Origin of the sequence: Hydrogenovibrio sp. 3SP14C1 (assembly GCF_029625905.1) — a bacterium.
Lineage (GTDB): Bacteria > Pseudomonadota > Gammaproteobacteria > Thiomicrospirales > Thiomicrospiraceae > Hydrogenovibrio.
Map to the genome: position 1 here is coordinate 102,486 of NZ_JARTLM010000008.1, position 15,046 is coordinate 117,531.

The following is a 15,046-nucleotide window of genomic DNA, read 5'->3' on the forward strand; positions in this document are numbered from 1 at the left end:
GCTTTTTTAAAGGAGTGAAGGCTATGTTTATAGTTTATTCACCAGAGGGTCGCAACTTCATTGGTGACAAACAAAGAATGCCTGGTTTAAAAGTAGACCCGGTCAATCGAGTGTTGCCGATTGGAGATTCTGAAATGGATCAACAGTTAAACTTTGAAGAAACGTATCCTTCTCCTCAGGGGGCATCCAAATCAGCATTAGAGCAATATGAGTCTGTGCAACATGAAAAAGAACGCACGCTGGTTGTCAAAGTTTCCGATATTATGGTTCAACCGGTCATTACGGTGACTGCAGATCGCTCTTTAGTTGAAGCCTGGGAAATAATGCGAAACTCGAATATTCAGCATTTACCTGTGGTGAATGAATCCTCTGATTTAATTGGTTTGATTTCAGCGCACGATATATTAATGCGCGGGATTATGGATGCAGAAGGCAATATTGAAGAAATCCGAGATGGAAACATAGCGGATGTGATGAACGAAGAAGTGATTACGACAAAAGTGAATACAGATATTCGCCGGGTGGCGTTTGTCATGAGTGAGTATGGGTTAGGGTGCTTACCGATTATGTCTGAAGTCGACACTGTGATCGGGATCGTTACATTATCGGATATTGTTCGTCGATTAGCGGAGCAGCCTCCGTTAGAAATTTATGCCTAAGTTTGATGATGGGATCTTCAGTCATCAATAAAGGATAAGCCTCTCCAGCTAATTGAATTTATATCTTGATGCGGAATCAATGAGTTCGCATAGATGAAGAGGCAAGAAAAATTAAGCGTTTTCTTCCTGCGCTTTTTCCAAGTCTTGACGGACCTTTTCCATATCCAGTTCTTTCAACTGAGCAATACCTTCTTCAAAGTTACTTTCTGGAATGACGCCTGGATTTGAGAATACAACGATTTTCTCACGCATGAAAACCAAGGTTGGAATGGATCGAACCTGGAACATGCCCGCTAAGTCTTGTTGTTCTTCAACATTCACTTTAGCAAAAACAATATCAGGGTGCTTTTCAGAAACTGCTTCAAAAGTCGGGGCAAATTGTTTACATGGACCACACCATTCAGCCCAGAAATCTAGAATAACAATGTCGTTGTTTTCGATAGTGGATTCAAAGTCTTCTACTTTTAAGTCTATAACAGACATAGGTTCTCCTTAGGTTTAAAAAAAGGGGACTGAAAAATACTATTATTCATTTGGGGCGGGGTTGCCGCCCTCAGTCAATAAAGCAGGGTTCAGGTATTTCTTAAGTGTTTCTTCATCTAAGTCCGTCATCGCTTTGGCTACGTCAAAAACAGGCTGACCGGTTTCGTAAGCTTTTTTCGCAATCGCAGCACCTGTTTCATATCCAACCAGACGGTTTAATGAAGTAACAAGAATCGGATTGGTTTGCAGTGTTTCTTGAATCTTTTGTTCATTTACCGTAAAGCCACTAATCGCTTTATCTGCTAAAACGTCAGCTGCGTTCGCTGCAATTTCCAGGCTCTGCAATAGATTATTGGCAATCATCGGAAGCATGACATTCAGCTGGAAATTACCTGCTTGTCCTCCCACGGTAATGGCCGTGTGGTTCCCCATGATTTGTGCCGCGACCATACATACTGCTTCTGGAATCACTGGATTGACCTTACCCGGCATGATAGAACTGCCGGGCTGAAGTGCCGGTAGCTGAATTTCTGCCAGGCCTGCCAAAGGTCCTGAGTTCATCCAGCGTAAATCATTAGCCATTTTCATCAAACTGCTGGCAAGTACATTGAGTTGGCCGCTCAATTCAACTGCAGTGTCCTGCGAGCTTAGGCCTACAAACAGGTTATCCATCGGGCTGAAATCGATTGCGGTAATGGTGCTTAAGTTTGCACAGACCAATCGACTGAACTCTGGATCGGCGTTAATGCCTGTTCCAACCGCGGTACCCCCTTGAGGTAAGCGGTGTAAACGCTTTTGGGTGTCTTTTAAACGCGCGATGTTATCTGAGATCAAATGTCTCCAGGCGCCGACTTCCTGATCGAGACGGATTGGCGTAGCATCCATCAGATGCGTGCGACCCGTTTTAACAATACCGCTTAGTTTGTTTTCTTTGTCTTTTAGTGTTTGCGTCAATTTTTCCAAGCTTGGTAAGAGTTGTTCTTCCAAAGCGATTGCCGCGGCAACATGAATCGCGGTCGGCACAACGTCGTTTGAGCTTTGACTCATGTTTACATCATCATTTGGATGCACTTCAGTGCCTGTCAACTGCTTAGCTAGGTTTGAAATAACCTCGTTGACATTCATATTGGTGCTGGTACCAGATCCTGTTTGAAAAACATCAATTGGAAAATGTTCGGTATGAAGCCCTTGAATGAGTTCTTTCGCAGCCGTTTGAATAGCTGTCGATTTTGTTTCTGAAATTAAGCCTAACTCTAAATTCGAGTTTGAACAGGCAAATTTTACATAAGCCATCGCCTTGATAAAGATTGAAGGCATTGGGGTGTGGCTAATGGGAAAGTTGTCGATAGCTCTTTGTGTTTGAGCGCCATAAAGTGCGGATTCAGGAACCTGTAAGGACCCCATGCTGTCTTTTTCAATTCGATAGTTTTGTGTCATAGAAAGAATCTTTGGCTATATCGTCAGGATCGTTTTAGATCCGTTCGTGATTGGTAGATTAAGTTTTAAATTGTTGCTATTCTATCGTATTAATAACGAAAATTATAGAAAGTAGCACTTATGGTTTTGGATAAAGAGTTTCTTGGACAGTTGTTGTTGGAAAAGAGTTTATGGTGGTGTTTTAGTCTGTCAGAAACGCAAAAAGGCTTTCAAGCATCTAAAGCCTTGGAAGAGAAGATTGGAACGAAAATAACCGACTATGAAACTTTTTTATCTTGTTTGGTGCCAGAAAGTCGGAACCAAGTCGTTTATAAATTGGACAATGCCGGACGCCAAATAAAAAAAGGAGAGCGCATTTTAATTGGATTTAAAGTGGGCGACCAAATCACTTGGCTGATTAATGAGTTGAATTTGACTGAAAAAAAAGGGGTTCCAGTCGCTTATTCCACTTGTTTAGAAGTCTCGGAAATGCATGAGCTTGAAGAGAAGCTGATTGAATCACATAGTCAGCTGATTATTGATCAGCTTCAAGCCAAAGAAGAAATGGCGAAGAAGGAAACAGAGCTACTACAACAGCAATACAGTGAACAAACTCAGTTTTTAGCAATGCTGAGTCATGAATTACGCTCGCCATTAATGGGAATGAATAGTCTGATTTCCATTATTAAAGACAGGTCTTTAAAGCGAGAACCTATTTCAGGGCAGTTAAAAGTGATGCGCCTGACGATTGATCAGTTAAATTTTTTGATTAACGATATTTTAACTTTCTCCCAAACCGAGTTTAATCGAATTCAATTGAATCCGACCGTGTTTGCGTTGGACGAAATGGCTGATTATGTCAGTCATTTAACCAAGTCCATTGCTTCTGAAAAAGGCATCTTCGTTTCATTTTCATTGAACAGTCAAACCAACTGTTTTTATGGCGACCTTGTTCGAATTTCACAAGTGCTGGTCAATTTGATTGTGAACGCGATTAAATTTACTGAGTTTGGTGGGGTGTTTGTTGAAATTAAAGGCTCAGATAAGCAACTGGAACTACATATTTCCGATTCAGGTGAAGGAATTGCCGAAGCAGAGTTAGGGAGTATTTTTAAACCCTTTAAACAGCTCGAATCGAAAGGCAGTATGCAATATATTGGGTCTGGATTAGGGTTGGCGATTGTAAAAACATTGGTTGATTTAATGGGCGGTACCATTGAGGTGGAATCTACCAAAGGCGTTGGCACCTCTTTCATTGTTAAACTGCCAACGAAGCCAGGTACTTGCGCTCAGGTTAAGAAACCGAAAACAGTAACAGAGCCCATTGCTGATTTGCCGCGATCAAGAACATGCAATTTTCATGTGTTGATCGCTGATGATTCTGTGATTAACAGAGAAGTACTTGAAACTTTTTTACATCAATTAAATTGTACGGTTGATCAAGCGCAAGATGGCACCCAGGCCTGGGAGAAATTTCAACAAGGGTCATATGATTTTGTATTTTTGGATATTCAGATGCCAGGCTTGGACGGGATCCAAGTGTGTCAGAAAATCAGGGCATTACCGGTTAACCAGAAAAAGAAATTAAAAGGTATTTTTGCGCTAACGGCAGCTCATACAGAAGCGGAAGTAGAGTTGGAAGGTATAAAGGTCGATAAGTCGATTTTTGATGAATGGTTAGAAAAGCCTGCCTCGCAAGATAAAATTATTCATTTATTGGAATGCACACAACACGCTAGTAATGAAGTGGAAAAGGAAAATGAGCAAGCTTTAGATATCGAAATGACAGATCATTTTTCACAAACGATCCCGGAAGAACTGAAACACCTGATTCCGAAGTTTATTGAAAATACAGCAGATGAAATTAAACACTTGAGAAATGAGATTGAAGCCGACAATGAGAAAGAAGTTAGAAAGATACTTCATCGCCTAAAAGGCAATATGATGCTGTTTAATTTAGACTACATGGTGCAGATTGTGAAGAAGTTAGAGCAACTCGATAACTATGATGATAAGTCGAATGTCTATTGCATGGTGGGGCAGGTTGAAAAAATTTTAAATGGTTTGTATTAATTTTGACCCAAAAACGTCTATAATATTTCCAATTAATACATAATTTTACGATTAATACAGAAAGGATTTCGCATGGCAAAGGCAAAACCTAAAGTACTCCTAGCAGAAGATCATGATTTGGTTCGAGCTGGATTTAAATCCATTTTAGATTCGGATGGCACCGTTAAGGTCATCGCTGAAGCACAAGATGGCGAAACAACCCTTTCCTTGATTGAAGAAAAGCAACCGGATATTTTAATCATCGATTTATCCATGCCTAAATTAAGCGGGTTGGCGGTGATTACGCAGCTTAAAAAGCAAAAAAATCCAATCAAGGTAATTGTTTTGACCGCTGCTGAAGCCCCGAATGTGTGGAAAGAAGTATTGGATTTGGGTGTTGAAGGGTTGGCGCTTAAGTCAGTCTCTAAAGCAGAGCTTGTGTCGGGGATTAAGTCTGTTATTGCCGAGGAAAACTTTATTCATTCTGAAATTCAACCAAGCCTGGATGCTTATCTTGCTGAGTTAGAAGAACAGAAAGTCCCGGAAGAAAATACTGGAGATAAGCCGAGTCGTCCTAAGAAGCTGTCAGTTCGTGAAAAGCAAGTTATTAAGCTGGTTGCGGAAGGATACAAAACCAAGGATATTGCTGATATGTTGGAAATCAGTGACCGTACGGTTTCTAAGCACAGAGAAAATATTATGACGAAGCTAGGCATGACAGCCTCGGCAGAGCTAGTGAATTACGCAAGCCATATTGGGTTGCTTAAAGTCGCTCTGGATGAAATTCGTTAAGAGTGCAATTTATAATTGTTCATAAAAAAGGGGCTTTTTAGCCCCTTTTTTTATTGTAACCGTGCGTGTTATTTATATTGTTTGATATACCAACGCTCAAAGAATCGTTTCGCAAAGTGCATTAAACGACATTGCGGTAACATGATGGTGCCTTTCTCTGTACGTTTAATCAACACTCCATGAGAAAGTGTATCAATAATACAAAGTAATTCATGTTTGAATTTTTCAAATTCAGTTTTACCATACAATTCAGAGATCAAGTTTCGGCTGGCGGCGACGGCCTGTAAATCAGCCATATGAGCTTGTTTGGCCTGCCAATCAGGCCCAGGGAAGCTTCCCGCATCACCGGCAACATACGTCTTTTTCATGCCTTCAACCTGACAGAACTCGTTGGCTTTAATGAGCCCGCCTTCAGATTTTGCAATGGCTGAATTTTGTGACCAGGCGGGTCCAGTCATGCCGGGCATGAACAAAATCAAATCGGCATCAATTTCACCCCCTTCGGTGATGACTTTATTAGATTCAAATCCTTTCATTTTGTGGCCCAAATGGGTTTTGATGTCACGTTTAGTCATCATTTTCAAAACAGCATCAGGGACTTTGTCCCCCAATCGTTTACCAGGCTTGGGCGCGGGATTAAAGAAAACCAGTTCAAAGTTTTTTCGGCGGCCTTGTTGTCTGAGTAAGGTATCGATTCCAAATAAAAATTCAAACATAGGGCCACCACGCATAGCAGAAGGCTCCTTTGGATTTCCACCAAATCCAATGGCTATGGTGCCACCGGATAGCTTATCTAAGCGGTCTTTAATCTCTTCAGCCGCTTTGATCCCTTCGCAAGGAGTAATAATGTGTTCAATCCCAGGAAGTTTTTTAATGAATCGACCTCCTGAGGCAATGATTAATCCATCGTTGCGGAATTCCCCTTTGTCGGTGTGAACTACGCGTCCTTCATCGGTGATGTCCGTGACGGAAGCACTGATATGTTCGACTGTTTGTCGATTGAAGTAATTGGTTAAATCAATTTTTAAGTCTTCAGCTTTACGAAGCTTAGACGGGATCCAGATTAAACTCGGAAGATAAACCAATTCTTTAGATGGCGAAATAACGGTAATTTTAGCAGTGGGTGCGAGTTTTCGGGTTTGTTTTATCGCAGTCAAAGCGGCAAATCCTGTACCAAGAATGGTGATATTCATCAGTGTTTAATCCTTTTTAATCGAAAAAGCCATCATATAAGAAGACAGTTTTTTTCTAAAATAGAAAAAAGTTAAGAGTCTTAATAAAAAATAATTATGAGAGCGTCGTTTTATCGTGTTTTTTTAAACGGTATGAAATTTATTATACGGGTTTAACCTAGTGTTTTAGTAAGAATATCCGCTATACTCTTTTTCTAGAAAATTGAGTAGGAAAAAACATGGCAAGCCAAGTCGACCCATTAGCAGAGAAACACAATAAAATCATGAAACGCCGCAAAGCGTTTATGGATCATAAAATTCAAATCGCGACGGATTCTAAAGGTATTTTGTTGGTCAATACCGGAGATGGAAAAGGCAAAAGCAGTTCGGCATTTGGAATGGTCGTTCGTGCTTTAGGGCATGATATGAAGGTCGCTGTGGTTCAGTTTATTAAAGGGGCGATGGAAACAGGAGAAGAGCGTTTTTTTAAACGGTTTCCTGATGAGATTGTCTTTAAAGCGATGGGGGAAGGGTTTACTTGGGATACTCAAGATAGAACGCGTGATATTGAAATTTGTGAATTGGCTTGGGCGCAGGCAAAGTCTTTTTTACAAGATGATTCCATCGATCTTGTGGTATTAGACGAGTTAAATGTGGCGTTGAGTTTTCAATACCTAGATTTTGATGTTATTCGGCAAGATATTGAAACACGCTGTCCTGGTCAGCATCTCATTATTACCGGACGAGGCGCGCCGGATGCCTTGGTTGATATGGCTGATACCGTCACTGAAATGACTTTGGTGAAGCATGCCTTTGATAAAGGGGTTCAGGCGCAACTGGGCATAGAGTTATAACGTTGTTTTTTAAGTTTTATTCGCATTCTTTTAGTGCGAGTTCTTTTAAAAGCTTTCCTTTGTTTTTTATGTGGCCTTAAAACGTGTAAAATATGGTCATATGTGCGCAAAGAAGAGGAAGGGATTATGAAATGGTTTTTAGTGCCCGTAATATTGTTCAATCTTATTATTTTGTCCGGTTGTGAAAAGGTCTCTAATACTGCAAAAAACATTCAATCTGATTGGGTGGGGCTGGATCGTAAAATAGAAATTTATAGCTGTTATTCTGGCAAGTTAATGAAAACCTATAAAGGCAGTGTCAGACTTAACCCAGATGATAAAATTACCTCGTCAACATCGTTTTTGGTGGATGGTAAGAAGTTACATACTAATATGTGTTATATCGTTTCTGAAATAGGAATGAAAGAAGAACCTGCTAACTAAGTGAAAAGCAGGAACTCAAAAGCTGATTTAACTGAATTAAGAGAAAAAATGAAATCGATAACTAAATTATTAATGGCAGGCCTGGTTGTTTTTTTGGCCGGGTGTTCAGGGGTTCAAACCAGAGAGATGGGTCAAGATGTATATTTTTTAACCGATTTCTATAACGAGCCTCCAACCAGTTTTTCGAGCTGGGCTCTAGAAAGCCAAGCCGATGATCTCTGCCCAATTGGCTACGATGTGTTGAGTAAAAATGCCGGAAAAGCAGGTGAATTTGGCTATAACGATTTCACCTGTGCAGCCGGCCAAGCTTGTGATTATGTCATGGAATGGCGTATTCGTTGTTCTGACAAGCCAAAACAAGAAACGTCTATTTTTGGTAAGACTTAATTCAATTAATGAAAAGATGATTTGAGAACGTTTGTTGAATGGCTTTTTTAAAACATTATACCTGGTTGTTGGGTTTGACCGCATTTGCCGTATGGCAAATGCCAAGTATCCTGACGTGGCCACTTAGCACCCAGAAACTATTGCCTTGGTTACCCTATGTGATTGCGGGGCTTGGGGTGTTTGTTGGTATCTTCTTAAATCGCTTACAGCCCATTCTGATTTTACTCAGCCTTGTCTGTTTCAATATCGGCATGCAGTACTTTATCCCTGCGGGCTCAACTGGCCTGACAGCGGTGACTTTGTTTCCTGTTTTGTCGATATTACTGCCCTTAAATTTATTGATCTGGTTATTGCTTCCTGAGCGTGGCATTCATGATAAAGTCTATGTTTTATTCCAGTTGGTTTTACTGGTCGGACAAGTCTATTTAGTTTATTGGGTGATGGAAAACCTCCCTTTGACTTATTGGCAATGGATTTCTCAACCCATTGAGATTGAAGGGTTTAACGTATCGAAAACCGCTTTTATTACGATGGTCACGGTTTGGCTAATTTTAATGTTACGAAATGCGTTATTAAACCAGCCTAAGGTGCTTGATAGAACGGTTGTGTTTGTCTTGTTCTTGATGGGGTTTGGTTTAAATTCTTTTTATCAATTCGGTGCGATTGCGTGGATGTCTTCGTTTGCTGCCACGATGATCTTGTTATCGCTGATCTTTGATGCTCATCACATTGCGTACACTGATCAGTTAACGGGCTTGAATGGTCGCCGAGCTCTGTTGGAATCCTTTTTAGGTCTCGGACGGAAATATAGCATTTCGATGATGGATATCGATCATTTTAAATCTTTTAACGATACCTATGGACATGATGTTGGCGATGCCGTTTTAAGAACGGTCGCTTTTGAGCTCTCGTTAATTTCAACCGGTCATGTTTATCGCTATGGTGGAGAAGAGTTTACCATTGTGTTTAAAGGCAAGCAGGCCGAGCAGGTAAAACCTGCCTTAGAAGCGGTCAGAAAAGCAATTGCAGACCGAGTTTTGAGTGTTCAAAAACAAGGGCAGCAAGTTGAAACCAAAGTGACCGTCAGTTTTGGGCTTGCGGAACGTAATGACCAATTTAAAAAACCTGAAGAGGTCATGAAAGCAGCGGATGAAGCTTTGTATGCAGCAAAGAAAGCCGGTCGAAATCGTGTTGTAGTGTATGGTGAGTCTTCCAAAGCGCCACCTAAATCAACTAAGCCAGCTCGAAAAGCAGTTAAAACACAAAAATCTTAAAACAACTGGTCAAGTTAAACCAAATGAGTCGAAAGGTAATGCCGTGATGAACCCTGAAAATGTTAAAACCGTTCAAGAAAACAGTGAAATCGAAATCAGCTTTAAGCTAAGTTTGCTTGACGGCACCTTGGTCGAGCAAACAGAAGAAGATGAAGTGTTTGCTTTTCAAATAGGAGATGGTCAGTTTCTGAATAACCTAGATGAATTATTAATTGGTCTAGAAGTGGGGACAACAGGTAAGTTTACCCTGATGCCCGAGCAAGCATTTGGGCTACCAGATCCCGTAAATTTCCAAACAGTTCCAAAGTCAGATTTTCCAGAAGATATGCCATTGGAAGAGGGGTATGTTATTGGCTTCAATACGCCGACAGGAGAAGAGGTGCCGGCAACGATATATGAAGTTAAAGAAGACGGTGTCGTCATTGACTTTAATCACCCTTTGGCAGGTCAAGTTATCGTATTTGAAGCAAAAATCGAATCGATTGTAAGCTAGTCACTGTTTTTGTTTGCAAGCACCTTATGTTCTTCAGAACAAAAGAAGTGTGATTGATCAGTATTTGTTTGGAGGATTGCTTCAGTCTTTGGAATATGGACACCACAAACTTCACAGGCAACCATTTCTTTAGGATGGTCATAATCCGCTTTTTGACGGTTTTCTTGCTCCTTTAAAGCACGAATTGCATTAATGCGTTTCAAGCTAAAACGGATCACTAAGAAGATAAAAAATACGAATAATAAAAAAAATAAGGCTCTCATCAGGTTTTTCAGCTCTTGTTTAATGCATTTATTGTCTAAAAATCATAAAATAATTGCAATTTAAATCTCACAATGTCTCTCGATTCATAGTAATTGAGTAGTGTAACCTTTTAAAGGCATTCAATGAACTTACATGAATATCAAGCAAAATCACTGTTTCAGCAGTACGGTATCCCGGTTCCAAAAGGGGTAATGATTAACGACTTGGCAGAACTCCAAGCCGCGCTCAATCAAATTGATTCAAAAGGCTGGGTCGTCAAAGCACAGATTCATGCTGGTGCTCGAGGAAAAGCAGGTGGGGTAAAGCTTGTTGAGACAGCTGAAGAAGCCGAGCAGGTTGCTTCAGAGTTGTTGGGAAGTTCATTAGCCACGATACAGACAGCAGGCAAAGCACTACCGATTAATGCCTTGTTGATTGAGCAAACTTTAGATATATACCAAGAGTTTTATCTCAGTTTGATGGTGGATCGTGTAACGAAAACACATACCTTTGTTATTTCTGCTGCAGGTGGCATGGACATTGAGTTGGTAGCAGAAGCATCGCCAGAAAAGATTTTTTCTATTCATATTGACCCAACGGTAGGATTAATGCCTTACCAGTGTCGTGAAATTGCATTTGCATTGGGCTTGACGGGCACCGCATTTAAGCAAATGGCGACGGTTATGAAAGGGTTTTATCAGTTGGCACTAGATAAAGACGTTGCTTTGTTGGAAATCAATCCATTGGTTTTAACAGCTGAAAATGAATTGGTTGCATTGGATGCTAAGGTCAATATTGATTCTAATGCCCTTTATCGTCAGCCAGGCCTGGTGGAAATGCGTGATATTTCTCAAGAAGATGCCCGTGAGGCAAAAGCGGCAGATCACCAATTAAATTATATTGCATTGGACGGTAATATTGGTTGTATGGTCAATGGTGCCGGGTTGGCCATGGCAACCATGGATTTAATTAAACTGAATGGCGGAGAACCGGCCAACTTTTTAGATGTGGGGGGCGGTGCAACCCCTGAACGGGTTGCTGAAGCGTTTAAACTTATTTTATCTTCATCTGATGTGCAATCGATTTTGGTGAATATCTTTGGTGGGATTGTGCGTTGCGATTTAATTGCAGACGGTATTATTCAAGCTGTACAAGAAGTGGGGTTAGCGATTCCGGTGGTGGTTCGATTAGAAGGAACAAATGTGGCTTTAGGAAAAGAAAAGTTAGCAAACAGCGGTTTAAGCATTATCACGGCTGATGGTCTGGCTGATGCAGCAGAAAAAGTCGTTGCCGTCGCTTTGGAGGCCAATCAATGAGTATTTTAATCAATCAAAACACAAAGGTTATCTGTCAGGGGTTTACAGGAAAACAGGGAACTTTTCATTCCGAGCAGGCAATTGCTTATGGTACTAAAATGGTTGGTGGAGTCACGCCAGGAAAAGGGGGTACCGAGCATTTAGGCTTACCTGTTTTCAATACAGTGAAAGAAGCCGTTGCACAAACGGGTGCAGAAGCTTCGATGATATATGTGCCGCCTGCGTTCGCGGCAGATTCGATTATTGAAGCAATCGCTGCCGGCATTAAGGTGATTACCTGTATTACTGAAGGTATTCCTGTTAATGACATGTTAAAGGTGCGTGCGGTTTTAGAAAAATCCGATGCTTTCTTAATCGGACCTAACTGCCCAGGATTGATTACACCAGGCAATGATCAGCAAGGATGTAAAATCGGAATTATGCCGGGGCACATTCATTTGCCAGGAAAGGTTGGGATCGTGTCTCGATCCGGCACCTTGACCTATGAAGCGGTTCATCAAACCACTCAAAATGGCTTAGGGCAATCAACTTGTGTAGGTATCGGTGGAGACCCGATTCAAGGTATGGACTTTATAGATTGCTTACGCTTGTTTCAAGCAGATGATCAGACGCAAGGTATTATTTTAGTCGGTGAAATTGGCGGTCAAGCGGAAGAAGATGCGGCGGAATACATCAAACAGCACGTGACTAAACCCGTGGTGGCGTATATTGCTGGGGTCACAGCGCCCGCTGGAAAACGTATGGGGCACGCCGGTGCCATTGTGAGTGGTGGTAAAGGCACGGCCGAAGCAAAGTTTTCCGCCTTGGAGTCAGCGGATGTCACCGTCGTGCGTTCGCCAGCTGATTTAGGTACCGCTATGCTAAAATTAATTGGTTAAAGAGTCGCAGTCTCATATTTTAAAGCGTTCAAATTCAATGCAGGAACACAGAATGTCAGAACAATTAACCATCATTATGGCTCAAATTAATCCGATTGTGGGGGATGTGAAGGGGAATACCGCTCTCATTATCGAATCGGCAAAGCAAGCTAAAATGGAACATCAAGCTGATATTGTTGTTTTCCCTGAAATGACTTTAACGGGCTATCCACCTGAAGATCTTTTGTTTCGTGAGACACTTTATCAACAAGTAGAGTCAGCCTTGTCAACTCTTTGCGAACAAGTAACCGATGTTGTTTTAGTCATAGGTTACCCAATGAAGGACGAGTTGGGGGATCGCTTTAACATGGCCGCCTGGATTGAAGCGGGTCAAATTCAAGCCAGCTATATCAAACAAAATTTACCTAATTACAGCGTGTTTGATGAGAAACGTTATTTTTCTTCCGGTCAGCAACCTTGTGTTGTAGATTACAAGGGGGTGAAATTTGGCCTGTTGATTTGTGAAGATATTTGGAAGCTTACTCCTGCCGATCAATCGGTTAAGGCCGGCGCAGATATCTTATTAAATCTTAACGCTTCTCCTTTTTCACAAGAAAAACACCAAGACCGAATTGATGTGGTCAAACGTCGTGTGGAGGAAGTTAAGCGTCCTGTGATCTACGTAAATCAAGTGGGTGGGCAAGATGAGTTAATGTTTGATGGAGGTTCTTTTGCGACTTGTGCCGAAGGCGAAGTGCAGGTACAAGGTCCTGAATTTAAAACAGACTTGATTCCAGTTAAGATTTTAAAGCAAGCAGATGCTGTTGTCGTTTTACCCGGTGAAAAAGCCGAGCTGTTTCACAATGAAGCGCGTGTTTATGAAGCGCTGGTCATGGGAGTGCACGACTATGTCCGAAAAAATAGCTTTAAAGGTGTTTTATTAGGATTGTCAGGGGGGATTGATTCGGCTCTGACATTGGCAATAGCGGTTGATGCGCTGGGGGCAGAACAAGTTGAAGCGGTCATGATGCCGTTCAAATACACTGCTGATATCAGTGTTGAAGATGCGGAGAAAGAAGCTCAGACTTTAGGCGTCCATTATCACGCTATTCCAATTGAACCGATTTATGATTCATTCGAGTCGGCTTTATCCAGTCGTTTTGAAGGTTATGAAGAAGATGTAACCGAGGAAAATATGCAAGCGCGTATTCGAGGTGTTCTTTTAATGTCGATTTCTAACAAAGTAGGGAAGCTGGTGCTTGCGACCAGTAATAAATCGGAAGTCGCAGTCGGATATTCCACTTTGTATGGCGATATGGTCGGTGGATTTTCTCCACTAAAAGATGTTCCAAAAACATTGGTTTACCGTTTGTCAGAATATCGAAATACGTTGTCAAAGGTGATCCCTGAAAGGGTAATCACGCGTGCTCCGTCCGCCGAGTTACGTCCAGATCAAAAAGATCAAGATTCCTTGCCGGATTATGATGTACTGGATACTATTATTAAAGCTTTTGTGAAAGAAGATAAGAGCCCTGCCCAAATCGTTGAAGAGTTTGAATATGACAAGCAAGAAGTCGAGCGAGTCACAAAAATGATCAGCCGTAATGAATATAAGCGACGTCAGGCTGCGCCAGGGGTGAAGATTTCTCCAAGAGCATTTGGTCGGGATCGCCGTTATCCTATTACCAGTCGTTATGCTGAAGAAGGATAATGACGCACTAACGGAGGCGTTAAAATAATAAGGGATTGTTTTGAACGGTAAATAGAAACCGTTCTAGGTTCTTATTCTTTGTCTGCGTCTGATTTTTTAGCTTTTTGTTCTTTAATTTGTTGGTTATTTAAGTCAATAACCGATTGCACGTTGTCTGCATTTTGCGTCATGCCAAGCTTTGTATAAGCTTCTTGCATCAAGGCCAATGCTTTTATGTTGACCATTGAACGAGGGTAGGATTGAATAATTTGCTTAGCACGGTTGGCGGCAGCCAGATAAGCCTGCCGATTAAAATAATATTGAGCCACTTGGTATTCATGACGGGCTAGTCTATTTCGAAGCACGATTAATCGTTCGCGTGATTTAGCAGCATATTTGCTGTTTGGAAAACGATTCAATAAGTCAATGTATGCTTGGTAAGCGTTTGTCGTAGAGGCCATATCTCGCTTTGCAGGATCCGTTAACCAGCTGTCTAACCAACTTTTGTTGATGGAGTCGGATGCAAGCGCACGAAGATAATAGGCATATGCCAGTTCAGCATGTTTAGGATAGAGGCGAATAAACTCTTCTAGCTCACGTTGGGCTGATTCTGGTTCGTCATAACGGTAGTAGGCGTAAGCCAGTTCCAGATAAGATTGTTCAGCATATTTACCATAAGGGTAATAGGCTTTAAGCTTTTCATAGTAACCAATCGCACTTTCCCATTGTTCACTTTCAAAGGCGTCTTTTGCATGTGAATAGAAATCCTTAACCGTCCATTCGGACTCATCTTTTTCAACCAGAGAACAGGCTTGTAAAGACAGTAAGGAGAAAAATAAAAGTGAGATCAGCGAGTGCTTCATATTATTGGTAAAATAGTGTTTTAGTAAAAGCATAATCATACCATATGTCCTTTCAGGAAAGGAAACAATGGT

Annotated in this window: 16 protein-coding genes; 11 read left to right on the forward strand and 5 right to left on the reverse strand. The window is 41.3% G+C overall.

Annotated features, from left to right (window positions below; genetic code table 11):
* Positions 1 to 23 precede the first annotated feature (23 nt).
* A complete protein-coding gene (locus tag P8629_RS08220; protein WP_278165648.1) occupies positions 24 to 659 on the forward strand; it encodes a CBS domain-containing protein in 636 nt (211 codons plus the stop codon).
* A gap of 111 nt (positions 660 to 770) precedes the next feature.
* Here the strand turns inward: P8629_RS08220 and trxA are convergent, their stop codons facing one another.
* Together trxA and P8629_RS08230 are read right to left on the reverse strand one after the other, a co-directional pair.
* On the reverse strand, positions 771 to 1,142 hold the full coding sequence (gene trxA, locus P8629_RS08225) for a thioredoxin (RefSeq protein WP_278165649.1): 372 nt from the start codon (positions 1,140 to 1,142) through the stop codon (positions 771 to 773).
* A gap of 42 nt (positions 1,143 to 1,184) precedes the next feature.
* Positions 1,185 to 2,579: a class II fumarate hydratase gene (locus P8629_RS08230; RefSeq protein WP_278165650.1), complete on the reverse strand. Its 1,395-nt coding sequence runs from the start codon at positions 2,577 to 2,579 to the stop codon at positions 1,185 to 1,187.
* 120 nt (positions 2,580 to 2,699) lie between these two features.
* On the opposite strand from P8629_RS08230, the gene P8629_RS08235 reads away from it, so the two are divergent.
* Both P8629_RS08235 and P8629_RS08240 read left to right on the forward strand, forming a co-directional pair.
* Positions 2,700 to 4,631, forward strand: a complete 1,932-nt coding sequence (locus tag P8629_RS08235; protein ID WP_278165651.1) for a hybrid sensor histidine kinase/response regulator — start codon at positions 2,700 to 2,702, stop codon at positions 4,629 to 4,631.
* Positions 4,632 to 4,703: 72 nt separating this feature from the next.
* Positions 4,704 to 5,402 (forward strand): response regulator, encoded by a 699-nt coding sequence (locus P8629_RS08240; protein WP_278165652.1) that lies wholly within the window; start codon positions 4,704 to 4,706, stop codon positions 5,400 to 5,402.
* A gap of 68 nt (positions 5,403 to 5,470) precedes the next feature.
* Here P8629_RS08240 and P8629_RS08245 read toward each other — a convergent pair whose 3' ends face one another.
* Positions 5,471 to 6,595: an NAD(P)/FAD-dependent oxidoreductase gene (locus P8629_RS08245; protein ID WP_278165653.1), complete on the reverse strand. Its 1,125-nt coding sequence runs from the start codon at positions 6,593 to 6,595 to the stop codon at positions 5,471 to 5,473.
* 218 nt (positions 6,596 to 6,813) lie between these two features.
* Between P8629_RS08245 and cobO the strand changes: the two genes are divergently transcribed.
* The 5 genes from cobO (at position 6,814) to P8629_RS08270 (ending at position 10,005) form a co-directional block, all read left to right on the forward strand.
* Positions 6,814 to 7,428: a cob(I)yrinic acid a,c-diamide adenosyltransferase gene (gene cobO, locus P8629_RS08250; protein ID WP_278165654.1), complete on the forward strand. Its 615-nt coding sequence runs from the start codon at positions 6,814 to 6,816 to the stop codon at positions 7,426 to 7,428.
* Between the two features lie 126 nt (positions 7,429 to 7,554).
* A complete protein-coding gene (locus P8629_RS08255) occupies positions 7,555 to 7,851 on the forward strand; it encodes a hypothetical protein (protein WP_278165655.1) in 297 nt (98 codons plus the stop codon).
* Between the two features lie 48 nt (positions 7,852 to 7,899).
* Positions 7,900 to 8,238, forward strand: coding sequence for a hypothetical protein (locus P8629_RS08260; protein ID WP_278165656.1), 339 nt, complete (start codon positions 7,900 to 7,902; stop codon positions 8,236 to 8,238).
* A 38-nt stretch (positions 8,239 to 8,276) separates the two neighbouring features.
* The gene (locus P8629_RS08265) at positions 8,277 to 9,512 is read left to right on the forward strand and encodes a GGDEF domain-containing protein (RefSeq protein ID WP_278165657.1); all 1,236 of its coding nucleotides are present in this window, start codon (positions 8,277 to 8,279) and stop codon (positions 9,510 to 9,512) included.
* 46 nt (positions 9,513 to 9,558) lie between these two features.
* The gene (locus tag P8629_RS08270) at positions 9,559 to 10,005 is read left to right on the forward strand and encodes an FKBP-type peptidyl-prolyl cis-trans isomerase (RefSeq protein ID WP_278165658.1); all 447 of its coding nucleotides are present in this window, start codon (positions 9,559 to 9,561) and stop codon (positions 10,003 to 10,005) included.
* Here the strand turns inward: P8629_RS08270 and P8629_RS08275 are convergent.
* On the reverse strand, positions 10,002 to 10,268 hold the full coding sequence (locus P8629_RS08275; protein ID WP_278165659.1) for a PP0621 family protein: 267 nt from the start codon (positions 10,266 to 10,268) through the stop codon (positions 10,002 to 10,004). The two genes, P8629_RS08270 and P8629_RS08275, sit on opposite strands and share 4 nt — an antisense overlap.
* Before the next feature lie 123 nt (positions 10,269 to 10,391).
* Between P8629_RS08275 and sucC the strand changes: the two genes are divergently transcribed.
* From sucC to P8629_RS08290, 3 genes are read left to right on the forward strand one after another with little or no spacing between them, the layout of a single operon-like run.
* Positions 10,392 to 11,564, forward strand: a complete 1,173-nt coding sequence (gene sucC, locus P8629_RS08280; protein WP_278165660.1) for an ADP-forming succinate--CoA ligase subunit beta — start codon at positions 10,392 to 10,394, stop codon at positions 11,562 to 11,564.
* The gene (sucD, locus tag P8629_RS08285) at positions 11,561 to 12,442 is read left to right on the forward strand and encodes a succinate--CoA ligase subunit alpha (protein ID WP_278165661.1); all 882 of its coding nucleotides are present in this window, start codon (positions 11,561 to 11,563) and stop codon (positions 12,440 to 12,442) included. The genes sucC and sucD overlap by 4 nt, the downstream gene beginning before the upstream one ends.
* A gap of 52 nt (positions 12,443 to 12,494) precedes the next feature.
* Positions 12,495 to 14,132, forward strand: coding sequence for an NAD+ synthase (locus P8629_RS08290; protein ID WP_278165662.1), 1,638 nt, complete (start codon positions 12,495 to 12,497; stop codon positions 14,130 to 14,132).
* A gap of 71 nt (positions 14,133 to 14,203) precedes the next feature.
* On the opposite strand, the gene P8629_RS08295 is transcribed toward P8629_RS08290, so the two are convergent.
* Complete coding sequence (locus P8629_RS08295) at positions 14,204 to 15,013, reverse strand: outer membrane protein assembly factor BamD (RefSeq protein WP_278165663.1); 810 nt, start codon at positions 15,011 to 15,013, stop codon at positions 14,204 to 14,206.
* Positions 15,014 to 15,046: the final 33 nt, after the last annotated feature.